The following is a 25,874-nucleotide window of genomic DNA, read 5'->3' on the forward strand; positions in this document are numbered from 1 at the left end:
CCAAGGGGCTCGGCGTTCATGCAGCCTCCTCGCTGACCTATTCCCTCGGCGGCTCGTACAGTCGCTTCCAATCCTTCATCGGAATCGACGACAGTCGAGGAAGCAACGGCTCCGTCATCTTTCGAGTTCTAGCCGACGGCTCTGAGATCTTCCAATCCGGGATCGTCACCGGGGACACTGATGCTGAGCTCGTCGATCTTGATGTCTCAGGAGTGCAGACGCTCCAATTGGTCGTTGGCACCAACGGCTCCGACGCCAACGACCACGCCAACTGGGCTGATGCCAAGCTCATCAGTACATTCGTTCCACCTACACCGCCGCCGAGTGCCAGCACCGTCTACCTCTCAGACCTCACACCCACTGCAGCCGTCAATGGCTGGGGACCCTATGAGCGAGACCTCAGCAATGGTGAAACTGGCGCCGAAGATGGAGGCACATTAACCCTCAACGGCACCACCTATGCCAAGGGGCTCGGCGTTCATGCAGCCTCCTCGCTCACCTATTCCCTCGGCGGCTCCTACAGTCGCTTCCAGTCCTTCATCGGAATCGACGACAGTCAAGGTAACAATGGCTCTGTCATCTTCCGAGTTCTGGCAGACGACTCTGAGATCTTCCAATCCGGGATCGTCACCGGGGACACTGAGGCTGAGCTCGTCGATCTCGATGTCTCAGGAGTGCAGACGCTGCAATTGATCGTTGACACCAATGGACCAGACTTTAACGATCATGCCAACTGGGCTGACGCCAAGCTGATCAACAGCCCAAACCAGTCTCCCGTTGGCAGATCTGGCTTCGAGCCTCAAGCCTTTGACATGATCACTGGGAATCAGCCATTGGGTGCTACGTCAGCCATTGGCAGCGCGAGATTCAGCCCGACAAGCGAATTATTAGATTCCAAGACTAGAGTGGCATTTCCTCCCCAGAATAGGGACTCGGGGATGCGTGACGAACTTATTGGCCTGCACGATGAACAGAATGGCATGGGCGATGGCAACACTATTCCCTCAACCGTGCCCAGAGAGGAGCAGAGTGCCATGAATCCAGGGCCTAAGACTGAAGCCAATACAATCATCTCAAGCAGCCCAAGCCCACTCGCAGCCGATATTAGCAAATACAGCGGGATTCAAGGTGACACTGTACACACAGGACTGGAGTTTATTGATCGTATTGACATCCCATTAGCATAAACCACCAAGAACCACTTTATCGTCTATGCCCATAAAGATACCCAAGGCGCCCTATGGCGCTCAGAAGAACAGTGACCCTACGCATTCCTGAACTCAAGAATCACCACATCAAGCCTCCATGCCGTTGCTCGACGCAGGCCTCGCCCAACGTTCATTGATTGGTCCTTTCTTCCCTTCATTCTTTGCTGGGTAGATTGAATGCACCCATCTGGACATGCCATTGCCCTGATCATGGTGCCTTAGACATCAGACGTGGCACCAGAAATCAGTTCAAACGTGAGTCCAGCATGGTCACCTCCCAGTGGATTGAACACACGTCATGAGCCAGAGCTCTTGGAAGTCTGACTGTTGTTTGAGACCCCTGAACGGGTGCTGACCCTTGGCCCGAGTGGGAGCCAGGTCGCTTTGGCCTGGTTCTGCAGCCTTCAGCCTGGGGTATCGGGCATGTCTCGCCGTTGAGCTGGGCGCTTGGCAACGCGGAACTTTTTTTGCCTTGCCAACCATCTCTGAAGCTTTCGCCTTGCTCTGAGATGCCAGAACGGCTTCAGAGGTGCCTGGTTGCCACCGGCTGTGGTCGGACGGATCCGCCATGCTGTGCCCGCAGTTGCGCAGCTGCGGAATTCAGATGGCCATGAATCAGGTCGATCCTGGCGGGCAGATCGCCAGACAGACATGCTCCCAGGCGCTGAAATAGTGCCACAATATGTAGCTTTGGAGCATCTGATCGTCACCTTCAATGACCATGGCCCGAAACGACCACAAAGCAGTGATGACGATCACGGGGATGACCAGCAACGCAAGCAGCCCGCTAGCGGAACTTCTGCTGAGACAGCCCAGAGAGCTGGGGCGGATCTAGTTCTTGATCTTGAGGCTGTCGAGATAGGCCTGGGGATTCTCGGGGTCATAGACGATTCCATCGAAGAAGGTCTCCTTACCTCGGCTGGAACTGGTGGGGATCTGGTTGGCGGGCAGACCCAGCTCCCTGGCCGCTTGAATCCAGAGGTCCTCCCGGGTCACCTTGTTGTTGATCGCCTGGGCCTGGGCCACCGAATCCACGGTGCCGGGATAGAACTTCCAGCGCATGGATTCCAGCAGGAACCACAGCGTGAGGCTCTTGTAGGGATAGGAGATCACGCCGCGATCGCTGGCCCAGTAGAGGGGGCCCATAGCGGGATCGCTTTCAGGTTTGCGCTCTGCACCCAGCAGGTACTGACCCTTGATCGACTCCTCCAGCACCTCGACTGGGGTGTTGAACCACTGGCGAGAGCTGAGCATCCTGGCTACCTCCGCGCGGTTCTCAGCCTTGTCCATCCATCGCTGCGCCTCGATCACACCCTTGATCAGGGCGATGGTGGCCTTGGGATGCCTGTCAACCCAATCGGCACGCACAGCCAGGTACTCCTCGGGGTGGACCTTCCAGAGCTGGGCGGTGATGGCCGGGAGATAGCCGGTGCCCTCCTTGACGATCCGTGAGGGCCAGGGGTCGCCGGTGGCGAAGGCCTCCATGGTGCCATTGCGCAGCCCCTGCAGGGTTTCGGTGGAGGGCACTGTGAGCAGCTCCACCTCCTGGTCGGGGTGAACCCCTCCGGCCGCCAGCCAGTAGCGGATCCAGATGTCCTGGTTGGACTTGGGGAAGGTGTAGGCAGCACGGAACTTGCGCCCTTCCCGCTTGATGAAGTCCGAAAAGAAGTTCGCTGAGCTCTTGAGGTCAACAGAGAGATTGGCGAGTTTGATGTTGTTGGAGGCGGCGATGCCATTGCCCTGGCTCATCAGCATCGCCAGGATGTACATCGGCACTTTCTGGCCATCAGTGATCGCCCCTTCGCCGATCATCTGGGGCATCGGCATTTGCCACTGCCCTCCATCGATGCCACCCGCCTCAGAGCCGAGCACCACGTTGTCGCGGGCGGCGGGCCAGCTGGGCTGCTTGCTGAGCCTGACATCGAGGCCGTGCTTGGCGAAGTAACCCTTTTCGACGCCCACCACCAAGGGGGCCGCCTCAAGGATAGGAATGAAGCCGAGGCTGATGCTGTTGGTTTCGAGCCCCTTGTCAGCGATGGCCGTCGGCGTGGTGGAGTCAGCCCCGCCCCGATCAGGGGGAGAGCCGAGGCAACCGGCCAGCAGCATCGAGCCCACCAGGGCTGCACTGGCGAGGGAGAAGAGCTGACGACGCTTGACCATGGCAGCAAGGCAGGGGAAAGCCCAGGTCGGTATTGTGTCGGCTGGAAATGGAAGCTGATGAACAAGAGATATAAATCAACGTGCCGCGCGATAGGCTCGATCTGCAGCGATCAAAGCCATGGCCTTCGCAGTGGCAGCATTTGGTTAGGATTGCAGATGGCGAAGGGCCTTGCTGACAGCCGAAAGGCCCGGGATCTCGCTATACGTGAGCACGACGGATGCTGACCGTAGGCCAGGGGAATCAATCCGATCAGTTCATCGAGTTCAGGCACAGCGACAGCATCCTGATTGACGATAGTGTTCTGATCGACAGCCACAGGAGTCCGAAGCGATCTTGGGCGGAGCACCGCCGGATTTCCACCCCGAGGGGGTTGGCCCCTCAGTGGATCGCCCTATCCCCCTGGCACGGGGCTTCGGTGACCCACCACAGCCATAGGACGCCAAAGATCACTGACGACAGCTGAGCGGATCACCGCGCAGGGGAAGCGTCAGGCCAGAGGTGGGCTCTGCTCGATCAGGTTGAGCTGACCGCCCTGCACCAGGTTGGCGTTGCCGCCGATGCTGCCATTGCGCAGGCTGTGGGCCTGCACATCCGCCAGGAAGGTGCTGCCTGCGGCCTGGTTGTAGATGGGCGAGACATCGATGATCCCTGAGGATTCCCAGTTGCCCGGGTCAGCGGCGCTGGGATCGCTCTGGCCGTAGGCCGTGGGCACGGCTGTGCGGTCGATCTGGGCCCAGCGTTCGCTGACGGCCTGGCCTGTGATCGGATCACTGGCGTTGGGGTTCACCTTCCAGATCGAAGCCTCCTCCTGGCCAAAGAAGGCAGCCGGCACGGAGCGGTCTTCCTGGACGTAGATCGAGCCGTCGGCAGACCAGGTGAGGTTGTCTGGGTTACGGATGATTGTGGCGCCGAAGGCGGCTTCCTGGCCGGGATCGATCGCGCCATCGTTGTTGCCATTGGCTGCATCCCAGCTGGCCACTTCACGATCGCCGTCGTAGATCACAGCGAGATCGGTGCCATTGCCAGGCTCAATCTCACCTTGAGGGTTGAAGGCGGCGCCGAGATTGAGGCTGATCAGATTGCCGAAGGTGTCCGCCCCAGCGAAAGCCGCGTTCCCCGTGGTGGCAAACACCACCTCCTGCCCATTCAAGGGGTTGATGCTGGCATCTTCCAGGCGGCTGAGCTGCAGGGCTCCCAGGCTGTTGGCCGTGGCTCGCAGGGTCGCCTCGTCCAGGGCCGCCACCTCGGTGCCGCTGCCCACACGTTGCCAGGTGCCAGCGGCTGCGGTGCCCAGGGGCAGGGCGTTGAGGTCGGCGGAATCGGGCACCAGGGTTTCATCGCCATTGGTGGGATCGCCGTCATCCCCGGCGCTGGTGCCGATGCTGCCCCCGGTGGGTACCCAGGTGTACAGCGAGCCCTGGCTCGCCGCCAGGCCATTGCGCTCCAGGAAGCCGGCGCCTGGATCACGCACCTTGGTGCCCACCCAGAGATAAAGGGGTGCCGTGTTGTCGTCCATCAGCAGCACCCCCACGGTGTTGGCACTGCCGGTGTCCACCTGAATCGCCGTCTCCCAGCCCGCCCGGCCCAGCCCCGGGGCGGCGTAAAGGGTTTCGCCGGCGGTGTCGAGCCCATAGATCAGGCCCTCATCGGCCTCCTCGCCGGTGAGGTAGATCGCATCCACAAAGCCCCGACCCGTGCCGAAGCGATTAGCCATCTCGAAACTGCCGGAGCAGAAGCGGTTGAAACCACCGTTCACCTGGGCCGCATCGGTCACCAGATTGCCGTCGGCATCCACGATCGAGGTGTAGGCAATCCCACCGGAGATCAGCGCCGACTGATAGCCGTTGCTGGCATCGTCGTCGCTGTCCTTGTCCACGATCAGCTTGCTGATCCGAGCTCCCCGCAGGGTCACGCCGCCCACCAGATAGGGCACACCGACGCTGCTGCCCAGCTCACTGTTAGCCAGCACGGTGTAGGTGCCATCGCCATTGTCGTAGGCGCCCAGACCATCGAGGATCCCAGGCGGCGTGTAGACGCTGGCACCGGGCTCCAGGCCATTGGTGAACTCTCCGTTGGTTAGCAGATTGCTCACCTGGAGCTGGGGCCCTCCCGCCACGTCCCTGAGCATGGTGGGCTGGAAGAAGCCCGCACTGCCGGGGCCGGGGGTATCCAGCAGGGCACCCAGATCAAGCAGGTCGAGGGTGTTGCTCACCTCGTTGGACACCACCAGCTGGCTGCGGCCGGTGGGGCTGTCCTGGGCGGGGATCACCAGCAGGCCCTCGGGGGAGAGGCTGCCCTCAATCACCCGGTGGCTCACATAGCGGCCATCGGCGGGGTTGCTGATGTCAAAGATGGCCACGGTGGTGCGCAGGCCCCGCTCCATGCCCACGACGGCGTAGGTGCGGCCCTCCACCTGCACGGTGGTCACCGTTTCCGGCTCCACTCCCTTGGCGTCACTGCGGCCGTCGTCGTAGGTGCCGGCCGCCACGGCGATGGTCTGCAGGCTGGTGCCGCTGTCCCACACCAGGGCACCGCTCTCGGCATCAAAGATGCTCACCGAGCGGCTGCCCAGGGAGGTGTTGGTCTGGCCGCCACTGGCATCCAGGATCGTTTCGAGTCGGCCATTGGGGGCCGCCGGATTGCGGTCGGTGTCTTCGTAGTCGCCGTACTCCCTGGCATCCCCTTCATTGGCGGTGATGTAATACCGGCGGCCCTGCGCCGTGAAAGCGCTGACGCCATCGGGCATACGCAGGCCCAGAAACTCCTGGCCCAGTTGCGGCAGAAAGGCCTCACTTCTGCCGGGGCCATCCCGGTCGGAGAGGTCCACCGCCTGCAGGCTGTAGTCCACGCTGCCAAGGGCCTGGATCGCCTCGATGCGCCGGCCCTTGAGATCCACCACGGCCACGCCGTTGTTCTCCTGCAGCGTGACGTAGGCGCGATCTCCCAGGATCGACACAAATTCCGGTTCGATGTCCTGGGCCGCCGTGGTGCCGGCAGGCCCGGAGATGCGCAGCTCAGCGGGCAGAACCTGCCCAGTAAAGCCCAGATCCGTGTAGGTGAACTGGGGGTTGAGACCGGGGTTGGAGATGTCGATGATGCCGATCGATCCCTCGGGATCGATGCCGTAATCGCCGCTGGGCTGGGCTTCGTTAGCGATCACCAGCTGCAGGCCATCGCCACTGAAGGCCATGCCATCAGGCAGATAGCCCACCTCCACGTCCTGCAATGGGCTGAGCTGCCCACTCCTGTTGATGCGGAAGAACCGCACCACTCCCCGGGCCGGGTTGTCCTCATAGTCCAGGGGCGTGAGCGCCACGGCCACGAGGTCACCATGGGCCGCAACTGAAGTGCTGGCAAAGCCGCCTCCATAGCTCAACCGCTCCAGCAGCTGAGGCGAGGCCGGATCGGTGGCATCGGTGACCTGGAGGGTCTCTCCGCCACCCGAGGAGAGTAAAAAGAGTTTGTCAGCAATCCTCACGTAGGCCGAGATTTCAGTCTGGAACTGTTCCCCGGAGGTACCTGGCGCCGAGAGGTTGAGGCTGCCTAGCAGGGGATCTGCCGGCACCAGATCCCTGTTGACAGAAACCTGACTGAGCAGCTGATCCAGCCGGTTGCGAAGTTGCTCAGCGTCGTATTGAGCCTGTTGCCGCTGCTGCTCACGCTCCTCCTGGCTCTGTTGCTCGCTGAGCAGGAGCTGCTCCTGCAGCTGCTCAAGCTCATTCTGCTGCTGGCTGATCAGCTGGCTCTGCTGTTGATTGACAGCCAGCTGGGCCTGCAACTGAGCCAGCTGGTTCTGCTGGAGTTCGTTGAGGCCACCTGCGAGGGGCTCACGGCTGGCACGATCGAGGCGGCGGTTTGCCCTCTGGAATCGTGATTGCAGTGCCTCAAGCCGGGCAGTGAGTCGGCGTTGGCGACGCCTGGCGGAGCCTGATTGGCGCAGATCAGCCAGACTGGAATCAATCGATCTGATTCTGCGATCAATCCTGAACAGCCTTCTCAGCAGCCGATCAGTGGAAGCAACCATCAGTGGAGACCCATACCCAGCAAACTTCTCAGAGCGCCAGGCCCCTGATCACTAACGACTGATTAAGGGTCGGTAATCCTCTGGGGTTAGATCAAATCATGATTGAATTCATGTGACATTTCCGAACTATTTTCCCTTCAGTCTGGCCTGACTGCGGGTCAGAACCACTTGCGTTGCACTGGCAGCTCTGGCCTAGGCCTGCCTGGAGCTGTCGATCTGGTTCCTAACCTGCTGGCACTGCCGAGAAGCCATGACAGCGCGGACCGGGCCGGATCTGGGTCCGCAGCCCAGAGCCCGCTTCCGCCCAGGGCTGAGGCCCCTGCTGTGCCCACTGTTCAGCCTGCTGGTGGGCCTGCTGCTGGTAGCCGGCCTGGGGCTCCCGGCCCTGGCGGAACTGGGGGCAGGAGCCAGCCCCACCGCCAGCTCTGCCCCGATCCTGCTGGATGGCCGCCGGCTGTTTGAGCTCTGGCCATCACGCACGCTCAGCGCCGAGCAGCGCAGCGCCACCGTGAACGAGCGGCTTGAGGAGGCCATCGCCGCAGGCGGGCCGGTCAAGCTGCAGGTGCGCCAGACCAACAACCTGCCGGTGCTGAGTCTCAATGGCCGCACCCTGGTGACGGTGACCGAGCGCGACGTGGCCGAGGGCCTCGAGGCCCGGGACCAGGCTGAGCTCTGGCAACGCCAGCTCGAGCAGGCCATCGCCACCGCCCGGCGGGAGCGCAGCCACGAACACCTGCTGCGGATGCTGCCGGTGGCCCTGGCCATCCTGCTGGGGGCCCTGGCTCTGCACCTGCTGCTGCGGCGCCTGTGGCAGCAGCGCTTCCCCCGGGCCCTGGCGCCGCTGGCCATGGATGGTGAGCGCCGTGACCGTTCCAGCCGCTTCCTGCTGCGGGCGGCCCTGCTGCTGCTTCAGGCCGGCGTGTGGATCGGCGCCACGGCGGCCGCGATGGACCTGTTCCCCGCCAGCCGCCGGATCAGCTCCGGCCTGGTGGCGGCGGCACGGGGCTGGCTGGGGTCTCCGTTCCTGCCGCTGGGGGCGCGCAGCTACTCGCTCCAGGACGTGGCGGTGCTGCTGCTGCTGTTCGTGGCGCTGGCCCAGGCGGTGGGGGTGCTGCAGAGCCTGCTGCGCAAACGGGTGCTGCGCTACACGGGCATGAGCGCCGGCGGCCAGGAGGCCGTGGCCTTCGTGGCCCGCTATGGCCTGCTGCTGGTGGGCACCTTGGTGCTGCTGCAGCTCTGGGGGCTGGATCTCACCTCCCTCACCCTGTTCGCCAGCGTGCTGGGGGTGGGCGTGGGCCTCGGCCTGCAGGGGATCACCAAGAACTTCCTCAGCGGCCTGATCATCATTTTCGAGCGGCCGATCCAGGTGGGCGACTTCGTGGAAATCGGCGACCTGCAGGGCAGCGTGGCCAGCCTCGGCCTGCGCAGCACCAAGGTGACCACCCTGGACGGGGTGACGATCATCGTGCCCAATTCGGAATTTCTCGAATCGCGGGTGGTGAACTGGAGCCACGGCAGCCCGGTGTCGCGGCTGCAGGTGCCGGTGGGGGTGGCCTATGGGTCCAACACCGAGGCGGTGCGCGACGCTCTGATCGCCGCCTGTCAGGACAACCCGGCGGTGCTGATGACGCCGCCACCCCAGGTGTTCTTCAGCAGCTTCGGGGACAGCTCGCTCAACTTCACCCTGCTGGTATGGACCCGGGAGCCCCGGCGCCAGTACGAGATCGTCAGCGATCTGAACTTCCGCATCGAGGCGATCCTGCGGGAGCAGGGGATCACGGTGCCGTTCCCGCAGCGGGACCTGCACCTGGGCGGGGAGGGGCTGCGACTGCAGCTGCCGCCGGCCCTGGAGGCGGCGCTGCAGGGCCTGGCGGACAACTGCCGGCCCCCGGATCCCTGAGAAGCGGGGCCCTGGGGAAGGGAGGCAAGAGGATGGCGCCATGGAGAGGAGCGCGCTGCTCAGCCCCTGTGGCCGTTACCGCTACACCCTCTGGCGCCGCTGGGAGGCCAGCGGCGGCGTGCTGATGGTGATCGGCCTCAACCCCAGCAGCGCCGATGCCGTGCGCGACGATCCCACCCTGCGGCGTTGCCTGAGCTTCGCCCGCGACTGGGGCTTCGGGGCTCTCTGCCTCACCAACCTGTTCGCCCTGCGGGCCACCCAACCGGCCGCCATCAAGGCTGCGGCCGATCCCGTGGGACCGGACAACGACCGGCAGCTGCGGGCGATGGCCCAGGCGGCAGACCTGAAGCTGGCCGCCTGGGGCGTAGGCGGCCAGTACAAGGGGCGTGCTGCCGCAGTGGCGGCGATGCTGACAGGCCTGCACTGCCTGCGCCTCAGCCGGGATGGCCATCCCATGCACCCGCTGTATCTGCCCAGGGGACTGGAGCCGCAGCCATGGTCGCCAGCCGGTATGCCCCCAGAAGCATGAAGGAATCAATCGATACGAGGCCGCTTGACGCTTCCTCCAACCGACACATCTAAAATAGGTTTGCCAAGAAAAAGTTACCTCCAAGACTTACCAGATGCTTTCGCAGGTTCGCCAGCGATCTTGAGAGCGGCAACTTCAGCATGGCCAAGTCAAGACGTCAGGAGAACTGCCATGATCAGCATCGACAGCAGTCAGGCCCATGTCCTGAGTGTGCGCCTTGAGGGGCTGGTTGAGAAAGCCGATATTCAGACCATGGAGAAAGCCTTTGAAGCGGCCTTCGCCAGCCAGGATCGCGTCAATCTGATCGTGGACATGGCGCAGTGGTCGGACATGACAGCCGATGCCATGGCCGCGGATGCCCGCTTCGAGTTCAGCCAGCTCGACAAGATGGCGCGGGTACCGCGCATGGCCATCATCTCGACCAAGCAGTTCATGCAGGCCTTGATGTCTCTGGTGCACGCCTTGATGCCGGTGGTGGACATCAGGATGTTCGCCCCCGAAGCGATGGATGCCGCCGTGGCCTTCGCGGCGGAACTGCCGCCGATCGCGCCCGCGCCGAAACCAGCCCTGACGCTGATCGAGACGGGCAGCCCCAGCCTCATCGCCTACGAATTGGATGGCACCATCAGCGAAGACGACATCGACACCGTGATGCCGGTGTTGAACAAGATGTTCGCCCAACAGGAGCAGATCGATCTGCTGGCGCGCATCAAGAGGTTCCACGGCATGGTGCCCACCTTGCTCACCAACGCCTCCCTGCTCTCCGCCAAGTTCACGGCCATCGGCCACGTGCGCCGCTACGCCATCGTCGGGGGACCCGGCTGGATGGGCACGTTGACGCAGATGATGGGCTCCATGCTGCCGATCAGCCTGCGCCACTTCAGCGCCGAGCAGGAAGCAGACGCCTGGGCCTGGCTGAAGTCTTGATCAGCTTGGCTGCTCAGGCCTCTGCGCAGAGATGGCCGTGCAGATAGGCCGCCAGCTGCTGGATGAACTCCTCGGTCTTTCTTGGCCTGTAGGCCCGATCGACGTGCACGGCCTGCACCGGGAAGCTCTGCAGGGGGTGGGCGGGCAGCAGGCGGCGAACCTCGCCCTGCCCCAGGGCTTCGCGGAACACCCAGGCGGGCCCGAGGTGAACGCCCACGCCATCCCGCACCAACTGACGGATGGCGTTGACGCTGTTCACGGTGATGTTGCTGCGCATCCGGGTGTGGGAAAACCTGCGGCCATCGGCAAACACAACGTCGCTTCTGGCCTGAACGGGGGAATAGAGGATGAAGTTGTGGTCGCTGAGGTCGTCGGGATCCTCAGGGGCGCCATGGCGTTTCAGGTAGCTGTCGCTGGCCACAAGCACGCGGGGAACCTCGCCGATCGGCCTGGCAATCAGACTTGAGGTCGGCATCGATCCAATGCGCACGGCCACATCGATGTTGTCTTCCACCAGATTGGCGAAGTGGCTGCTGAACAGCAGCTCCACAGAGAGCTCCGGCGCCCGTTGCAGCATCTCCTGGACGACGGGAACCACGAATTCAGCACCGAAATCCACCGGCGCGCTCACCCTGAGCGTGCCCCTGAGCAGCTCAACACCGCTGGTGAGTTCCTCCTCCAGGGCAATCTCTTCATCCAGCAGTTGGCGCAGGCCTTCGTAGTAGCGCTGCCCGAGGTTGGTGGGCCGGGTGTGGCGCGTGGAGCGGTGCAGCAGTTTCACCTTGAGGCGTTTCTCGAGGGCCACCATCTTGCGGCTGAGCGAGGAGGGCTCCAGATGCAGCTGTTCGGCCGCCTGCTTGAAGCTGCCCGCCTCGACGATCTGAAGAAAGAGCTGCTGCAGGCTGTGCATGCTTCTTGCACTCAGCGCAATTTGTAAATGACATTCTCCCCACTACCCCCATTCCTGTCAACTAACTAGGTTGGCGTCGTCTGCGGAATCGCCATGTCCAGTTGTGATCTCAAGAACGCCGTCGTGCTGATCGCCGGTGGCGCCAAGAACTTAGGAGGCTTACTCAGCCGCGACTTCGCCAGCCGTGGGGCCAACATTGTGGTGCATTACCACAGCCAGGCCGCTCAACAGCAGGCCGAAGCCACCGTGCAGGCCATTCAGGATCTGGGCCGTGAGGCCTTCGCCATCCAGGCCGATCTCACAGCAGCAGCGACGGTTCAGCGGGTGTTCGAGCAGGCCAGGGATCGCTTTGGCGGTGTGGATGTGGCGGTGAACACCGCGGGCATGGTGCTGCGCAAACCGATCGTGGACACCACCGAGGCGGACTACGACACGATGTTCGACATCAACGCCAAGGCCGCTTACTTCTTCATCAAGGAAGCAGGACGCCAGCTCAACGACAACGGCAAGATCATCACGATCGTGACCTCGCTGCTGGCGGCCTTCACCGACGGGTACTCCACCTACGCCGGCAGTAAATCGCCGGTGGAGCACTTCACCCGAGCCGCAGCCAAGGAATTTGCCGCCCGCGGCATCTCGGTCACGGCGGTGGGCCCCGGCCCCATGGACACACCCTTCTTCTATGGTCAGGAAACACCCGAGCGGGTGGGATTCCACAAGTCCCAGGCGATGGGAAATCAACTCACCCAGATTGAAGACATTGCCCCGATCGTGCGCTTCCTGGCCACCGAGGGCTGGTGGATCACCGGCCAGACCATCTTCGCCAACGGCGGCTACACCACCCGTTGAGGATTCATCCCATGCGTCAGCAGTTCTGCAGCGTCTGGCCGGCAACCCTGGCCGGCATGCTCGTCTTCGCCGCCATCCCCCAATGTGGCCGCGCCCAACCACCTGCGGCCGGATCAGGTGAGGCCACAGCCGCTCAGCCGGTTGCGTCCCCCTCCGCTCAGCCTGATCCGGCGCCCGCGGCTCCAGTGGCCCAGGCGCTCCCGTCGGATCCAGGGGCGGTGGTGCGTCAGTTGCTGGAAGCGATGGCCAGCAACGATCCCGCACGGATCCGTGCCCTGTTCGCCGCCAACGCCTCCCAGGCCTACGGCAGCGGCCCTGCCAAATCAGGCGAGGCCTTTTTCCGCTGGCTCGACAGTGACATCATCGAGCGGGGCGGACGGGTGAACGACCCGCAGGTGGTGGTGACGGGTAACGACGTGGTGGTGACCGGCCAGTACAACAGCAGGGGTTATACGAGCCGGGCGGACTTCCTGTTCCGCGTCGAAGACGGGCGCATCGTCAGCTGGCGCATGCGCTACTGATCCAGCCCGCTTCAGCCCAAGCCCTCCAGCCGTCCCCGCGCCAGCGCGGCCTGGGCTTCGGCCTCGGCCAGGTTGGCGCGGCACTCGGCCACCACCTCGGGGGGGGCCTTGCCGGCGAAGTTGGGGTTGGCGAGGCGACCGGCCAGGCCCTTGATCTCCTTCTCGGCCTTGGCAATGTCCTTTTCCAGGCGGCCGCGCAGGGCGGCCAGGTCCACCAGGCCCTCGATCGGCAGCAGCACCTGGAGCTCCCCGCTCACGGCCGCCAGGCAGCGCTGGGGCCCCGCCGCCTGGGCTTCGGCTGCATCGCCTGCCGCGGCGCCCGGATCGCGCACCTCCACCGAGGCGGCGCGGGTGAGGGCGGTGATGTCGCCGGTGGCCTGGCGCAGCACCGCCGCCAGCTCCGGCCGGCCGGTGAGGAACACCACCGGCGCACTCTGGGACGGCTTGAGCCCCGCCACGGCGCGCAGGTTGCGCACCACCCGGATCGCCTCGATCAACTCGGCGAACTGGGCTTCGAGGCCGTCATCGAGGGCGGCTTCGTTCACGGCGGGCCAGCTCTGCAGGGCCAGGAAGCGGCCTTCCGCCTCGCCGGAGACACCGTGCCAGAGCTCTTCGCTCAGGTGCGGCATCAGCGGGTGCAGCAGCACCAGCAGTTCGGCGAGCACCTTGGCGAGCACCTGGCGGGCGACCCGCTGGTCGGCCAGCGCTTCGGCGCTGATGGCCTCCCCCTCATTGGCGGGGCGGGGATTGAGGCGGCGTTTGAGCAGCTCGATCGTCCAGTCGCACACCTCGTTCCAGGCGAACTCGTAGAGCCCCTTGGCCGCTTCGCCCAGGCCGTAGCTGCCGTAGCGCTCGGCGGTTTCGCGGTTCACCCTGGCCAGGCGCGAGAGGATCCAGCGGTCGGCGAGGGTTAACGCGGCCGGGTCGGGCTCGCCGAGGCTGGCCGGGGTTTCACCGCCCAGGTTGAGCAGGGCGAAGCGGGTGGCGTTCCAGAGCTTGTTGGCGAAGTTGCGCGCCCCCTCCACCGTGGCCGAACTGCCGCTGGCGCGGTCGTAGTCGAGGCGGATGTCCTGGCCGGCGCCGGCCACCTCGCGCACCAGGGCGAAGCGCAGGGCATCGGCGCCGTAGCGCTCGATCAGCGGCAGCGGGTCGATGCCGTTGCCCGCTGATTTGCTCATCTTGCGGTTGGTCTCATCCCGCACCAGGCCGTGGATCATCACGTCGGCGAAGGGCATGCGGCCGGTGAAGGCGCCGGCCAGCATCGTCATCCGCGCCACCCAGAAAAAGATGATGTCGAAGCCGGTCACCAGCACGCTGGTGGGATACCAGGTGGCCAGATCGGCGGCGCTCTCATCGGGCCAGCCCAGGGTGGAGAAGGGCCAGAGGCCGCTGGAGAACCAGGTGTCGAGCACGTCGGGGTCCTGCTCCAACTGCAGCGCCCGCCCGGCGGCCCGCGACGCCGCACCGAACTGGTCCTCGGCTTGGCGGCGCGCTTCGGCGTCATCGCGAGCCACCACATAGGGCGTGGCCTCGGTGATCACCCCGCCGGTTTCACTCACCACGAACCAGGCGGGGATGCGGTGGCCCCACCAGAGCTGGCGGCTGATGCACCAGTCGCGGATGTCGGTGAGCCAGTCGCGGTACACCTTCTCCCAGCGCTGGGGCACGAAGCGGGGCGCTCCTTGATCGAGGGCCTCGCGGCAGCGGGCGGCCAGGGGCTCGGCTCGTGCGAACCACTGGGTGGAGAGCAGCGGCTCCACCGGCACCTTGCCGCGATCGGAAAAGGGCACGCTGTGGCGGTGGGGCTCCACCTTCACCAGGAAGCCCTCGGCCTCCATCGCGGCCACCACCGCTTGGCGCGCCTCGAAGCGATCCAGCCCGGCGAAGCGGCCCGCGGCGGCGTTCATGCTGCCGTCCTTGGCCATCACCGTGATCAGCGGCAGGCCGTGGCGGGCGCCGATGGCGAAGTCGTTGGGGTCGTGGGCGGGGGTCACCTTGACGCAGCCGGTGCCGAAGGCCGGATCGACGTGCGCATCGGCCACGATCGGAATCTGGCGGCCCACCAGGGGCAGGGTGAGCGTGTGTCCCACCAGGGCGGCGTAGCGAGGGTCGTCGGGGTGCACGGCAACGCCTGTGTCGCCCAGCAGCGTTTCCGGGCGGGTGGTGGCCACTACAAGATGGTCGAGGCCGCCAGCCGCTGAGTCCTCTCCAGCGCCCTCTCCGCCACTGAGGGGGTAGCGGAAGTGCCAGAGGTGGCCGTCGAGCTCTTTCATCTCCACCTCCAGATCGCTCACCGCCGATCCCGAGGCCGGGCACCAGTTCACCAGGTATTCGCCCCGGTAGATCAGGCCCTGCTCGTGCAGGCGCACGAAGGCCTCCACCACCGCCTTGTTCAGGCCCGGATCGAGGGTGAAGCGCTCCCGCTGCCAGTCCACCGAGTAGCCCAGGCGCCGCAGCTGGCCCACGATCGTGCCGCCGCTCTCGGCCTTCCAGGCCCAGGCCCGCTCCAGGAAGGCGTCGCGGCCGAGATCGTCCTTGCTGCCGCCTTCGGCCTTGATCTGCTTCTCCAGGATCGACTGCACCGCGATCGAGGCGTGGTCGGTGCCGGGCAGGCACAGCACGTTTCTGCCCTGCAGGCGCTGGAAGCGCACGATCGTGTCGATCAGGGCCGTCTCGAAGCCGTGGCCCATGTGCAGGCTGCCGGTCACGTTCGGCGGCGGGATCACCACCGAAAACGGCTCCCCCGGGGCCTCCGGATCGGGATGGAAGGCGCCGGCGGCTTCCCAGGCGGCCTGCCAGCGGGCTTCGGTGCTGGCCGGGTCGTAGGTCTTGGGCAGGGCGCCGTCAGGAGCTGGGGTGGCCTCAGCCATGGAAACGGTGCACTGGCGATGGCCCCATGGTCTCAAAGCGGTTCGCCGACCGCCTGGCCGCGGTTCTGGGGAAGCGTGACCGGCACCTCAAGCAGGAATGCGCAGAACCTGGGAGGCGAGCAGCGGGCCAGGCTGGGGACCAGGGAGTGCCGATAGCATTGCCGCATGGCAAGCGCCGTTGCCCAGCCCTTTCAGCCGCCGGCGATCCCGTGGCGGCAGAGGCGGACGCTGCAGCCGCTGGTGGATCTGGGGCCGGGCTTGGATCCGCACCGCTGCGGCCTGGCCCTGGCGCGGCTTTGCGCGGAACCGGATGTGCAGGCCGTGCTGGCCTTCGGGTCGCGGGCACGGGGCCACGCCCATGCCGATTCCGACCTGGATCTGGCCGTGATCGTTCGCCAGCCCCAGCTCACACCGACCGAGAAGGCCTCCTGCTGGCACCGGTTCCGGGAGCGGATCGGCCTGCTGGGGGTGGGGGTGGACCTGGTGGTGGCCGGCAGCACCGACGCTGAGCGACTGAGCGGCTCCCGCTGGCATGTGTTCGGGGATATTGCCCGGGAGGGGAGGGTGCTGCATGTCGCCGGCTGAAGACGCGCGGCTGCTGCTGGCGATCGTGCGCCGGCATCTGCGCAGCCTGCGCTTCGGCCTGGATCCCGCCTACCCGGAAGAGGACTGGGGCTTCACGGCGCAGCAGGCCCTTGAGAAGCTCCTGAAGGCCTGGATCGTGCTGGCCGATCGCCAGCCGCCAAGAGCGCACGATCTGGCTGATCTGGCGGTGCTGGCGCAACAGCCCCTGGAGGGAGTGCTGCTGGCGCTGCAGGTGGAGCTGGGTCGTTGCGAGCAGGCAGTTGAGGGGTTGGGCTGAGCGTTGCCACAAACTTGACCGGCCTTGAATCGCGCCTGGAGCACCTCCGCTTCAACAGAGTTCGTGCCGTCGGCATCGACCAAGACCCCCGTCAATCCCGTCGTCAATTCTTGGCAGTGGCAAAGAAGAAGCGTCCGCGCATCAGCACGTTTCAAAAAGCCATTGGGCAGCAGATCCGGTATCTGGCGCGAAACCTGGCCAACATCGATGCTCTGATCGCCTGCGGTGCAGAAGTTCTACCGCCTGGTCATCTCCGTCACTTCGCCGCCAGACGAGCCACGTAGGCCTCCAGGGTGCCGGCATTGATCCAGCCCGTGGCGATCGTTTTGCTGTGGTCGTGGCTCACCCGGCCGCGGTGGATGTGGGAGAGCCCAGCGGGGAAGAGCAGCAGCTTGCCCGCCTCGGCCTGCTCGTGGTGGCCCTGCCAGTGGAACTCGGTGCCCCCCTCGGGCAGGCTGTTGCAGTAGAGGATCCAGGCCAGCACACGGCGGTTCGGCTCGGTGTCCTCCTCGCTGAGGGTCCAGTCGCAGTGCCAGGCGTGGAAGGCCTCGCCCGGGGCATAGCGCTGCAGGTTGAAGATCGGGTTCACGAACAGGGCCTGCTCCGGGCAGCACTGGCGCAGCAGCGGCCGCTCCCTGAGGTATTGGTTGAGGCCGGCCGTCACCCCCCGCAGGATCACCTCGGCCAGGGCGAAGGCCTCCGGATCGCTGCGGTCGATCGCCACCAGGCTGATGTCGGTGGACACCTTGGCGGGCGCGGCCCCGGGCCCAGCCTCCGGCCCGAAGGCCACCCCCGGGCGTTGCAGGTCGCTGCGCCGCTCGAAGAAGGCCATCACCGCATCGGCCAGGGCGCTGTAGCCGGGGTTGGTGTAGGTGGCGATCAGGGTCATGGCGTGGCGGCGGGCGATGGCAGCTGCCAGGGAATGGCCACCGCGCCCTCCAGGCTGCTCCAGCGCCCGCGGTCGGCCACCAGCTGGGCCTCCAGCCCCGCAGCGGCCACGGCCGCCGCCGCCTGCTCCAGATCAACGGGGGCACCGGCGGGGACCAGGGGGAGCACCAGCGCCGCGGCCTCAGCGGGATCGGCCACCACCTGCAGCTGAAGGAGCTCCAGCTCCCGCGTGAAGAACTGCTGCCGCAGGCGGCGGCTCAGGGCCGGATCCAGGCAGGCCCGAAAGGCCCGCAGCCCGGCCTCGTCGCCACTGCAGCCGCAGTTGAGTGCCAGCCAGATCAGCAGTTTCACCCAGCTCTCGGTGCTCCAGAGCGGCGCAAAGCTGCTGCGGTGCTGGCGCACCAGCTCGCCGATGGCGAACGCGGCAAGCCTGCCCTGCACCGCTGCAGGGGCCGGTTGGCCGGGGGTCTGGGAGGGCGGCTCGGGCATGGTCACGGTCAGGACAACCGGGAACAACGGCTGCGCCATCCTCCCCAGTGGGCAAACTGCAGAGGCAACGTCCCTGGAGACGCCCAATGGCCCTGGATCTGAACGACCCGGAGCTCGAGTTCGCCGATCTGGTCACCGCCTATCAAAGCTGGGTGATGGCCGTGATCAACGACGAGAAGCTGGGCGGTGACCCCCTGCTCACCGACGACATCGCCGATGACGCGATCAATGCGATGCGCTTCCTGCCCGACGTGGTGACCAGTGCCATTGAGACCACCCTGGCCCGCGTCTATGACGTGGATCCCGAGGAACTCGATGGCCTGCTCTATCCCGACGACTGAGCCTGATCAGCTCCCGGCCGGGCCGGGAGCTGATCAGGCTGAGAAGCCAAAGCTGCTGAGGTCTCTCGAAGCGGCGATCCGCCCCACCACGGCATCCGCCAGCCGGCCTGCCGTGGCGGCCGTGGGGTGAACGTCGTCGAGGAAGCGGGGCCTGGCCACGCTGTTCCACACCTGGAAGCCATCGATCACCTCCACCCCGTCGTTGCGGCGCGGGCCGTTGTAGCGGCGCTTGAGCTGGCGGTTCACCCGCCGGGCCGTCTGGTCGACGAACCGCCGCAGGTCGCGGCCCAGGGGCAGTCTCAGGCCAGCGGCCACGGCTCTCACCGCAGGGGTCTGGCTCAGGGGCGCCAGCCCCAGAATCACCACCTCATCGATGGCGAAGCCGCCCCTGCTGGGGTTGCCGCTGATCGTGTCCACGGCCCGGCGGGTGTTGGCCACGATCCGGCGGGCCTGCTGGCGGCTCAAGCGCCGGTCATCCCGGCGGCCCGCACTGCGCAGCGCCCGCAACACCCGGCCGGGGCGATCGACCAGATCCAGCAGGTCGTTGCTGCCCGCCACGATCAGGGCATCGACATCAGCGCGGCGCGGCGCATTGGCCGCCACCACCCGAGCCTGGGAGCGGAGCCCGAGCGGGAAGCCCGCCAGGCCGGCCCGGCGGGAGCCCCTCAGGCCGGAGTTAGCGCCCGCATAGGCGAAGTTCCAGAGCTGGGTGCTGCTGTCGAAGCCACCGGCCAGGCGCTGCAGGGGCAGGCTGAGCAGGTTGACCCGGGTGGTGGAGCTCAGCCTGGCCCCGAGGCGGCGGGCAATCTGCTCCGCCAGCACCGGGCCATCGGAGGCCTTGCGGTTGCCGCCGCCGTTGTAGATGCGGTCCGCGAAGGGATCCTGCCCCACCAGCCTGGCCAGGGCGGTGGTGTTGCCCGTATCCACCAGGCTGTCACCCAGAAGCACCAGGGAGGAGGTCATGGGCAACAGGGGGCCGGGCGGTGTGGCCATGCTGCCGGCCCATGGGGCGACCTGAGCACACTGGGGGAGCTCGCGCCGCCCTGACCGTGCCGCTCCCTGCTCCCGCGGCTGCCACGCCCCCCGAACTGCTCGATCAGGCCCACAGCACCGCCGCCGCGGAGCTGATCGACGCCCTCGGCAGCGACCCGGTGCGGGGGCTGAGGGGCGCGGAAGCTGAGCAACGGCTGCAGCGCTGGGGGCCCAACCAGCTCAGCCAACGGCGCGGCAGACCCGGCTGGCAGCGCTTCCTCGGCCAGTTCCACGATCCCCTGCTCTACACCCTGCTGGCGGTGGGAACCGTGAAGCTGCTGCTGGGCGAGGTGAGCGAAGCCTGGGTGATCTGGAGCGTCACCGTGATCAACGCCGTGATCGGCGATGTGCAGGAAAATCGCGCCGAGACGGCCATCGCGGCCCTGGCCCGCTCGGTGCGCACCAGCGTCGAGGTGGTGCGCGGTGGGCAGCCCGCCCGGCTGGCCTCCGAACAGCTGGTGCCGGGGGATCTGGTGCAGCTGGAGGCCGGCAGCAAGGTGCCCGCCGACCTGCGGCTGTTGACGGTGCAGCAGCTGCAGGTGGATGAATCGGCGCTCACGGGTGAGTCGATGCCCGTGCGCAAGGCCACGACGCCGGTGGAGCCGCGGGCGCCCCTGGCGGAGCGCCACGGCATGGCCTACGCGGGCAGCCTGGTGACGGCCGGCCGGGCCTGCGGCCTGGTGGTGGCCACCGGCAACGCCACCGAGGTGGGCCACATCTCCCGTTCCCTGGCCGACCAGACCAGCCTCAGCACCCCCCTCACCCGCCAGTTCCGGGGCTTCACCCACACCCTGCTGCAGCTGGTGCTGGCCCTGGCGGGAGTCACCTTTCTGGTGGGGCTGGCCCGGGGCCGGGCCGCCGCCGAGATGTTCGATGGCGCCGTGGCCCTTGCCGTGGGCGCCATTCCGGAGGAACTGCCGGCGATCGTCACCATCACCCTGGCGATCGGCGTGAACCGCATGGCCCGCCGCAACGCCATCATCCGCAAGCTGCCGGCCGTCGAGGCCCTGGGCAGCACCACGGTGATCTGCTCGGACAAAACGGGCACCCTCACCCAGAACCGCATGACGGTGCAACAGATCCATGCCGGCGGCGAGCGCTGGCCGCTTGATCAGTTGGCGGGAAGCGAGCACAACCTGGCCCTGCGCGACACCCTGCTGGCCGGGATGCTCTGCAACGACGCCCGGCCCAGCCAGCATGAGGGCCTGGTGGGGGACCCCACCGAGACAGCCCTGCTGCAGGCGGCCGCCGTGGCCGGTCTGGATCGGCAGGGCTGCCTGCAGCGCCAGCCTCGCCTGGACGTGATTCCCTTCGCCTCGGAACACCAGTTCATGGCCACGCTGCATGGCGATGGGCGCATCCTGGTGAAGGGCTCGGTGGAGGCGGTGCTGGCCCGCTGTGACAGGCAACTCTCGGCCGCGGGCCAGCCCCAGCGCCTCGATGGTGCGGCCATCAGCGCCGCCGTGGCCGCCATGGCCGGCGCCGGGCAGAGGGTGCTGGCCTTCGCCTCGGGGCAGGCCGGCCCCCACCAGCGGCAGCTGCGCCCGCAGCAGTGCGACGGTGGCCTGGTGTTCCTGGGTCTGCAGGGCCTGCTCGACCCACCGCGGCCGCAGGCCCGCGCCGCCGTGCGGGCCTGCCAGCAGGCCGGCATCACCGTGAAGATGATCACCGGCGACCACCGCGACACCGCCCGCTGGGTGGCCACTGAGCTGGGGCTGGGCCGTGGCGGCGCCGTGCGGGCCATCGAGGGCCGCGACCTGGAGGACTGCCCCCCCGAACAGCTGGGCCGGCTGGCGCAGCAGAGCGATGTGTTCGCCCGGGTGGCGCCGGCCCAGAAGCTGGCCCTGGTGCAGGCGCTGCAGGCCGGCGGCGCCGTGGTGGCGATGACCGGCGATGGCGTCAACGACGCGCCGGCCCTCAAGCAGGCCGACATCGGCATCGCCATGGGCGAAGGCGGCACCGAGGTGGCCCGCGAAGCCGCCGACATGCTGCTCACCGACGACAACTTCGCCACGATCGAAGCGGCGGTGGAAGAGGGCCGGGCGGTGTACCTGAACCTGCGCAAGGCGCTCGCCTTCGTGCTGCCCGTGAACGGCGGCGCCTCGATGACGATCCTGCTGGGGGCGGTGCTCGGCCTGGAGCTGCCGGTGACGGCGCTGCAGGTGTTGTGGCTGAACATGGTGTGCTCGCTGAGCCTGTCGGTGCCCCTGGCCTTCGAGCCCCAGCCGCCACGCCTGATGAGCCAGCCGCCGCGGCCGCCCGGCGAGCCTTTGCTGAGCGGCCGTCTGGTGCGCCGGGTGCTGCTGGTGTCCGCCTTCTACTGGCTGCTGATCTTCGGGGTGTTTCTGCGGGTGTCCGGGTCTGGGGCCAGCCTGGAGCTGGCGCGCACGATGGCGATTCAGGCCCTGGTGCTGGCCCAGGTGGTGTATCTGATCAGCCTCAGCCAGGCGAGCCGGGGCGGCTGGCGCCAATGGCGGCGGGTGCCGGTGCTGGTGGGAGGCATCAGCCTGGCGCTGCTGCTGCAGCTGCTGTTCAGCCAGTGGAGCTGGATGAACCGCTTCTTTGCCACCGCGCCCCTCAGCGGCAGCCAGTGGCTGCTGTGCGGCCTGGCGATGCTGGCCATGCTGCCGGTGGCCTGGCTCGGGGAGCGGCTCGACCCCACAGCCGGGTTCAGCCCCTGATCACTCCTCACCCCAGAGCTCGGAGGCCGGCACCCGCAGCAACAGCCCACCGTTGCCATCACTGGAGAGCACGCCGGACTGACGGAACTGGGTGAGGGCCTTGGTCACCGTGACCCTGGTCATGCCGGCGATGTCGGCGAGCTGCTGGTGGGTCAGGGGGCGTTCGCCGAAGCAGAGCCGCACGCCCTTGGTGGTCATCGTGCCGAAGCGAGTGCCGAACCAGTCGAGCAATTGCAGCAGGCGAGCCTCGGCGGGGCGTACGCGGCTGAGCAGCAGCAGCAGGGCCGCCTGCCGCAGTTGATCCTCCAGAAAGCTGCGCTCCATCGGCACGGTGGTGTCTGCTTCTTCCACCACCACCACGGGGGAGAGGGAGCGCAATTCGATCGAAGGCAGACCGATCAGGGCGGGCATCACCATCTCGCCCGGGCCCCACACGCCCAGGGTGAGGGGATCGCCGCCGGGAACCCAGCGGGCAAGCCACACATAGCCCTTTTCCACACGCCAGCAGAGATTGGCGGGGAGCGTCTCGCCGGCCCGGAGGCTGAGGCGCAGACTGCGACTTGACATGGAGACAGACATGGGAACAAGGGGTGGGATGGAGAGATGGAGCTGAAGCGCATGGCGCCTCACCGATACAACAATTCGCCGCCGAGCTTGGATTGCTGAAGCGTGGCCAACAAGGGGCCTTGATCAACTCAGAAAAGCCGTAGCACGTGAATTAGAAGACTGGTGTAGTCGTCAAAAGAATGATGTTCAAATTTGGGTCCGCAAACCTTAAAGCCTCTGTCAGGAAATGTGCCAACTGACACGCGCAGGATCCCCGATTGGATGCATAAGCCGGCGTAATCGGCAGTGGTTGGCCGTTGCTTCAACCACAGCGATCCGTACCTCTCCCACGCACGTTGCCCGCCCCCTCAGCTGGCCGCCAGGGTCAGGGGTTGCACCAGGGGCAGTGGGCTGGATCGGCCTGCTGGAGACCATCGCGGCGGGGCTGCAGCGCGGTGTGGGGGCAGGCGGCACAGCCCCAGCACTCCTGGGCTGTCAGGGCCGTGGGCGTGCCGCAGCAGCTGCAGGGCAGGCCCGGCAGGGTCGTCTGCAGTCCCCAGCCAGGGGCCCCGCAGGCGGGGCAAGGCCGCCCCAGGCGGCGCACCAGCTGGAAACCCAGCCGCCGGATACTCGCCATCCGGGTGGGGTTGCAGTGGGCGCGCATGTCGGTTTCGAGCCACACGCGCCCCTCGGGGCTGGCCGCGGCGCAGCGGGCCAGGGCGTGCTCCAGCTCCGCCTGCGTGCGGATGGCCTTGATGCAGGGGCCGGGATGGCCGTCGGCCGGGCGGGCGATCAGAGCATGGCTGGGGAAGCGCACCTGGGCCAGCCAGGCCCGAACGCCCTCGCTTTCCAGATCACCCGGCTCCAGGCTGCGGCGGGCCAGGGTGGTGGCCAGATCGAGGCGCTGCTCCAGCACGCTGAGGCCCCGCTCCAGGTCCACGAAGAGCAAGAGCTCCTGGCCCACCGAGAGCAGGGGCACGGCGGGATGGGGGCCGAAGCTGGCCTCGCTGGCCAGGCCGAGGCTGAGGCCGCTGGCCTCGAGACCGAGCAGGGCCTTGCGATGACAGGTGGCGCGGGCGTCGCCCAGCCGTTCCACCTCACCGCTGAAGGTGCCGAGCTGGTCGGTGTCGCAGGGCTCCACCTCCAGGATGGCGCCGAGCCCATGCAGGAAGGGCCTGGCCAGTGCCCGCTCCTTGCCGTGGCGCGTGGTGAGGCAGACCCTGCGTCCCGCGTAGGGCGACGGGGAGCCCATGGAGCTCAGCCGGGCTGGGTGGCCGGTTCGGCCTGGGAGCTGATCACCACCCGCAGCAGGATCGGGGCCAGGAAGGTGGTGCCGATCACCATCAGCAGGATGGCGGCTTCCAGGGACGGGGTGAGGATGTTGGCCTGGGTGCCCAGCCCGAGGAAGATCAGGCCCACCTCGCCGCGGGGCATCATCCCCAGACCCACCACCAGGCGGTTGGTGGGTTCCTTGCTGGTGTAACACCAGCCCGCCGCCACCTTGCCGGCCACGGCCACCACCAGCAGGAACATGGCCACGATCAGCCCTTCGCGGTTGGCCGGATCGAAGGGGTTGAGCACCGAGAGGTCCATGCCGGTGCCGATCAGCACGAAGAACACCGTGGCGAAGAGGGCCACCAGGGGCTTCACCGCCGTGTCGATGTCATGGGTGTGCTTGGAGGCACTGAGGATCAGGCCGGCGGCAAAGGCTCCCAGGGCCGCCTCCAGACCGATCGCCTGGGCCGCGAAGCAGCAGAGGGTGAGCACCACGAAGCTGGCCACCGCCACATCGCCGGGGGCCTTGAGGCGGTCCACCACCCAGTCGAAGCCCGGGGCGGCCGTGCGGCTGAGGAAGAGCGCCGCCGCCACGAACACCACAGCCGCCGCGCAGAGCTTGAGCAACGGGCCCACGGTGAAGGCGCCACCGCCGGCCAGGGACACCACCACGGCCAGGATGACGATGCCGAGGATGTCATCGAGCACGGCGGCGCCGATCACGATCTGACCTTCCTTGCGCTTCAGCCACTGCAGCTCACCGAACACGCTGGCCGTGATGCCGATCGAGGTGGCCGTCATCGCCGCGCCGGCAAACACCGCCGGGATCAGGGGCACATGGAAGAAGTAATAGAGGCCACCGGTGCCGAGGGCAAAGGGCAGCACCACCCCGGTGAACGCCACCGTGCTGGCCTGAAGCCCCACCGCCACCAGCTCGTCGAGCTCGCTCTCGAGGCCCGTGAGAAACAGCAGGGCGAACAGGCCGAGCTGCGACACAGCCTGAAGGCTGGGGAAGGTTTCCCGGTAGATGGAATCCACCGTTTCGGGAGAGACATCGGCCAGGGAGCCCACCAGGTTCAGCACCGCACCACTGAGTTCCGCCTGGGCCTCGGGGGGCAGAATCAGATGCAGGCCGCTGGCGCCGATGAGCACACCGGCCACGAGTTCGCCGAGGATGGTGGGGAGCTGGAGCCGCACCATCACTTCAGCGATGGCTCGGGCCGCTACAAAAATCACGAGAAAGCGACCCACCCCGATCAGGGTTTCAGCCACTTCCGCCTGGTGACTGCCGATTTCCATCAGCAGTGTGGGCAGGGGAATCATTCACGAGTGCACGGGAGCGTGCCTTTTTAATGGGAAAAGCCGCGTTGCGGCTGAAATGTCGGCATCGGAATCCCAGGCGTCCCCGGCAGGTCTGATCAGCTGGGGTGATCAATGGCGTCCGCAGGGGCGAGCAGCAGACGCCAGCGCGGGGCCGGCATGGTGGCCCGCAAGGGGCCCCAAGGCAGTGCAGTCCTGGCAGGGCAGAGACAACGGCCAGCCAGGTGGCAGCGCTGGCCGCCGTGGATTAACGCCTGGCGGGGGCGCCGTGGGGGCACGTCTCCTGGAGCAATGATCACCCCAGCTGATCATTGCAATTCCCGGCCGTGGCGGCGCCGCGCGGCCTGAACGGCGCTGGCGCCAGCATTTTCACCAGTAATGTGCCGGCCACCACACCCCCCTGTAGCGATGGCCACTGATACGGCCCCTCCGGGGCGCTCACCCCTGCAGCTGCTGAACCACTTCAGCTCCAACAACATCAAGGGCGATCTGTTCGGGGGGGTCACCGCGGCGGTGATCGCCCTGCCGATGGCCCTGGCCT

At 66.6% G+C, this 25,874-nt stretch carries 21 protein-coding genes and 1 pseudogene; 12 read left to right on the forward strand and 10 right to left on the reverse strand.

All coding sequences use genetic code 11. The features are described from left to right. Window positions 1-1,187, forward strand: a 1,187-nt coding sequence (locus ACWJIO_RS12540; RefSeq protein ID WP_480313887.1) for an NPCBM/NEW2 domain-containing protein, incomplete at its 5' end; no start/stop codon positions are given. Window positions 1,188-2,039: 852 nt separating this feature from the next. Here the strand turns inward: ACWJIO_RS12540 and ACWJIO_RS12545 are convergent. Together ACWJIO_RS12545 and ACWJIO_RS12550 are read right to left on the reverse strand one after the other, a co-directional pair. Further along, window positions 2,040-3,368 carry a CmpA/NrtA family ABC transporter substrate-binding protein gene (locus ACWJIO_RS12545; protein ID WP_480313889.1) on the reverse strand — a complete coding sequence of 443 codons (1,329 nt, stop codon included), beginning with the start codon at window positions 3,366-3,368 and terminating at the stop codon, window positions 2,040-2,042. A 488-nt stretch (window positions 3,369-3,856) separates the two neighbouring features. Then, window positions 3,857-6,934, reverse strand: coding sequence for a choice-of-anchor I family protein (locus tag ACWJIO_RS12550; RefSeq protein ID WP_480313891.1), 3,078 nt, complete (start codon window positions 6,932-6,934; stop codon window positions 3,857-3,859). Window positions 6,935-6,988: 54 nt separating this feature from the next. Here ACWJIO_RS12550 and ACWJIO_RS12555 point away from each other — a divergent pair, with 54 nt between their 5' ends. From ACWJIO_RS12555 to ACWJIO_RS12570, 4 genes are all read left to right on the forward strand, one after another. Then, the gene (locus ACWJIO_RS12555; RefSeq protein WP_480313893.1) at window positions 6,989-7,243 is read left to right on the forward strand and encodes a hypothetical protein; all 255 of its coding nucleotides are present in this window, start codon (window positions 6,989-6,991) and stop codon (window positions 7,241-7,243) included. 400 nt (window positions 7,244-7,643) lie between these two features. Then, a complete protein-coding gene (locus tag ACWJIO_RS12560) occupies window positions 7,644-9,293 on the forward strand; it encodes a mechanosensitive ion channel family protein (RefSeq protein WP_480313894.1) in 1,650 nt (549 codons plus the stop codon). A gap of 40 nt (window positions 9,294-9,333) precedes the next feature. After that, window positions 9,334-9,822, forward strand: coding sequence for a DUF1643 domain-containing protein (locus ACWJIO_RS12565; protein ID WP_480313896.1), 489 nt, complete (start codon window positions 9,334-9,336; stop codon window positions 9,820-9,822). A 171-nt stretch (window positions 9,823-9,993) separates the two neighbouring features. Continuing rightward, the gene (locus ACWJIO_RS12570) at window positions 9,994-10,749 is read left to right on the forward strand and encodes a SpoIIAA family protein (RefSeq protein ID WP_480313898.1); all 756 of its coding nucleotides are present in this window, start codon (window positions 9,994-9,996) and stop codon (window positions 10,747-10,749) included. Between the two features lie 13 nt (window positions 10,750-10,762). On the opposite strand, the gene ACWJIO_RS12575 is transcribed toward ACWJIO_RS12570, so the two are convergent. Continuing rightward, on the reverse strand, window positions 10,763-11,659 hold the full coding sequence (locus tag ACWJIO_RS12575; protein ID WP_480313900.1) for a LysR family transcriptional regulator: 897 nt from the start codon (window positions 11,657-11,659) through the stop codon (window positions 10,763-10,765). A gap of 93 nt (window positions 11,660-11,752) precedes the next feature. Here ACWJIO_RS12575 and ACWJIO_RS12580 point away from each other — a divergent pair, with 93 nt between their 5' ends. Then, window positions 11,753-12,508, forward strand: coding sequence for an SDR family oxidoreductase (locus ACWJIO_RS12580; protein ID WP_480313902.1), 756 nt, complete (start codon window positions 11,753-11,755; stop codon window positions 12,506-12,508). A 185-nt stretch (window positions 12,509-12,693) separates the two neighbouring features. Next, window positions 12,694-13,029, forward strand: a complete 336-nt coding sequence (locus tag ACWJIO_RS12585) for a nuclear transport factor 2 family protein (protein WP_480313904.1) — start codon at window positions 12,694-12,696, stop codon at window positions 13,027-13,029. 11 nt (window positions 13,030-13,040) lie between these two features. Here ACWJIO_RS12585 and ACWJIO_RS12590 read toward each other — a convergent pair whose 3' ends face one another. Continuing rightward, window positions 13,041-15,899: a valine--tRNA ligase gene (locus tag ACWJIO_RS12590; RefSeq protein WP_480313906.1), complete on the reverse strand. Its 2,859-nt coding sequence runs from the start codon at window positions 15,897-15,899 to the stop codon at window positions 13,041-13,043. 165 nt (window positions 15,900-16,064) lie between these two features. Here ACWJIO_RS12590 and ACWJIO_RS12595 point away from each other — a divergent pair, with 165 nt between their 5' ends. The 3 genes and pseudogenes from ACWJIO_RS12595 to ACWJIO_RS12605 form a co-directional block, all read left to right on the forward strand. Beyond that, a complete protein-coding gene (locus ACWJIO_RS12595; protein ID WP_480313908.1) occupies window positions 16,065-16,484 on the forward strand; it encodes a nucleotidyltransferase family protein in 420 nt (139 codons plus the stop codon). Beyond that, window positions 16,471-16,761 (forward strand): HEPN domain-containing protein, encoded by a 291-nt coding sequence (locus ACWJIO_RS12600; RefSeq protein WP_480313910.1) that lies wholly within the window; start codon window positions 16,471-16,473, stop codon window positions 16,759-16,761. Before ACWJIO_RS12595 ends, ACWJIO_RS12600 begins: the two co-directional genes overlap by 14 nt. 89 nt (window positions 16,762-16,850) lie before the next feature. Continuing rightward, window positions 16,851-17,024 (forward strand): annotated as a pseudogene (locus ACWJIO_RS12605) (IS5/IS1182 family transposase); the annotation flags it as partial. Here the strand turns inward: ACWJIO_RS12605 and ACWJIO_RS12610 are convergent. Together ACWJIO_RS12610 and ACWJIO_RS12615 are read right to left on the reverse strand one after the other, a co-directional pair. After that, window positions 17,018-17,650, reverse strand: coding sequence for a 2OG-Fe(II) oxygenase (locus tag ACWJIO_RS12610; protein ID WP_480313913.1), 633 nt, complete (start codon window positions 17,648-17,650; stop codon window positions 17,018-17,020). The pseudogene ACWJIO_RS12605 and the gene ACWJIO_RS12610 sit on opposite strands and share 7 nt — an antisense overlap. Further along, window positions 17,647-18,138 (reverse strand): protein phosphatase, encoded by a 492-nt coding sequence (locus ACWJIO_RS12615; protein WP_480313915.1) that lies wholly within the window; start codon window positions 18,136-18,138, stop codon window positions 17,647-17,649. Before ACWJIO_RS12615 ends, ACWJIO_RS12610 begins: the two co-directional genes overlap by 4 nt. Window positions 18,139-18,224: 86 nt before the next feature. Between ACWJIO_RS12615 and ACWJIO_RS12620 the strand changes: the two genes are divergently transcribed. Next, window positions 18,225-18,479, forward strand: coding sequence for a hypothetical protein (locus ACWJIO_RS12620; protein ID WP_193814128.1), 255 nt, complete (start codon window positions 18,225-18,227; stop codon window positions 18,477-18,479). Between the two features lie 33 nt (window positions 18,480-18,512). Here the strand turns inward: ACWJIO_RS12620 and ACWJIO_RS12625 are convergent, their stop codons facing one another. Continuing rightward, complete coding sequence (locus tag ACWJIO_RS12625; RefSeq protein ID WP_480313917.1) at window positions 18,513-19,442, reverse strand: SGNH/GDSL hydrolase family protein; 930 nt, start codon at window positions 19,440-19,442, stop codon at window positions 18,513-18,515. Window positions 19,443-19,528: 86 nt separating this feature from the next. On the opposite strand from ACWJIO_RS12625, the gene ACWJIO_RS12630 reads away from it, so the two are divergent. Further along, window positions 19,529-22,192: a cation-translocating P-type ATPase gene (locus tag ACWJIO_RS12630; RefSeq protein WP_480313919.1), complete on the forward strand. Its 2,664-nt coding sequence runs from the start codon at window positions 19,529-19,531 to the stop codon at window positions 22,190-22,192. Here ACWJIO_RS12630 and ACWJIO_RS12635 read toward each other — a convergent pair whose 3' ends face one another. The 3 genes from ACWJIO_RS12635 to ACWJIO_RS12645 form a co-directional block, all read right to left on the reverse strand. Continuing rightward, the gene (locus ACWJIO_RS12635; protein WP_480313921.1) at window positions 22,193-22,759 is read right to left on the reverse strand and encodes a Crp/Fnr family transcriptional regulator; all 567 of its coding nucleotides are present in this window, start codon (window positions 22,757-22,759) and stop codon (window positions 22,193-22,195) included. Window positions 22,760-23,123: 364 nt separating this feature from the next. Beyond that, a complete protein-coding gene (locus ACWJIO_RS12640; RefSeq protein ID WP_480313924.1) occupies window positions 23,124-23,990 on the reverse strand; it encodes a DUF6671 family protein in 867 nt (288 codons plus the stop codon). Between the two features lie 5 nt (window positions 23,991-23,995). Next, complete coding sequence (locus ACWJIO_RS12645; protein ID WP_480313926.1) at window positions 23,996-25,336, reverse strand: cation:proton antiporter; 1,341 nt, start codon at window positions 25,334-25,336, stop codon at window positions 23,996-23,998. Window positions 25,337-25,874: the final 538 nt, after the last annotated feature.

This window comes from Paraciimarium castrense LEGE 11436, from assembly GCF_056633055.1.

Coding starts and splice junctions, on each gene's coding strand:
- ACWJIO_RS12545 (WP_480313889.1), bottom strand. CDS start 3,368: ATGGTCAAGCGTCGTCAGCTCTTCTCCCTCGCCAGTGCAGCCCTGGTG.
- ACWJIO_RS12560 (WP_480313894.1), top strand. CDS start 7,644: ATGACAGCGCGGACCGGGCCGGATCTGGGTCCGCAGCCCAGAGCCCGC.
- ACWJIO_RS12565 (WP_480313896.1), top strand. CDS start 9,334: ATGGAGAGGAGCGCGCTGCTCAGCCCCTGTGGCCGTTACCGCTACACC.
- ACWJIO_RS12570 (WP_480313898.1), top strand. CDS start 9,994: ATGATCAGCATCGACAGCAGTCAGGCCCATGTCCTGAGTGTGCGCCTT.
- ACWJIO_RS12575 (WP_480313900.1), bottom strand. CDS start 11,659: ATGCACAGCCTGCAGCAGCTCTTTCTTCAGATCGTCGAGGCGGGCAGC.
- ACWJIO_RS12580 (WP_480313902.1), top strand. CDS start 11,753: ATGTCCAGTTGTGATCTCAAGAACGCCGTCGTGCTGATCGCCGGTGGC.
- ACWJIO_RS12590 (WP_480313906.1), bottom strand. CDS start 15,899: ATGGCTGAGGCCACCCCAGCTCCTGACGGCGCCCTGCCCAAGACCTAC.
- ACWJIO_RS12595 (WP_480313908.1), top strand. CDS start 16,065: ATGGCAAGCGCCGTTGCCCAGCCCTTTCAGCCGCCGGCGATCCCGTGG.
- ACWJIO_RS12600 (WP_480313910.1), top strand. CDS start 16,471: ATGTCGCCGGCTGAAGACGCGCGGCTGCTGCTGGCGATCGTGCGCCGG.
- ACWJIO_RS12610 (WP_480313913.1), bottom strand. CDS start 17,650: ATGACCCTGATCGCCACCTACACCAACCCCGGCTACAGCGCCCTGGCC.
- ACWJIO_RS12615 (WP_480313915.1), bottom strand. CDS start 18,138: ATGCCCGAGCCGCCCTCCCAGACCCCCGGCCAACCGGCCCCTGCAGCG.
- ACWJIO_RS12620 (WP_193814128.1), top strand. CDS start 18,225: ATGGCCCTGGATCTGAACGACCCGGAGCTCGAGTTCGCCGATCTGGTC.
- ACWJIO_RS12625 (WP_480313917.1), bottom strand. CDS start 19,442: ATGACCTCCTCCCTGGTGCTTCTGGGTGACAGCCTGGTGGATACGGGC.
- ACWJIO_RS12635 (WP_480313921.1), bottom strand. CDS start 22,759: ATGTCAAGTCGCAGTCTGCGCCTCAGCCTCCGGGCCGGCGAGACGCTC.
- ACWJIO_RS12640 (WP_480313924.1), bottom strand. CDS start 23,990: ATGGGCTCCCCGTCGCCCTACGCGGGACGCAGGGTCTGCCTCACCACG.
- ACWJIO_RS12645 (WP_480313926.1), bottom strand. CDS start 25,336: ATGATTCCCCTGCCCACACTGCTGATGGAAATCGGCAGTCACCAGGCG.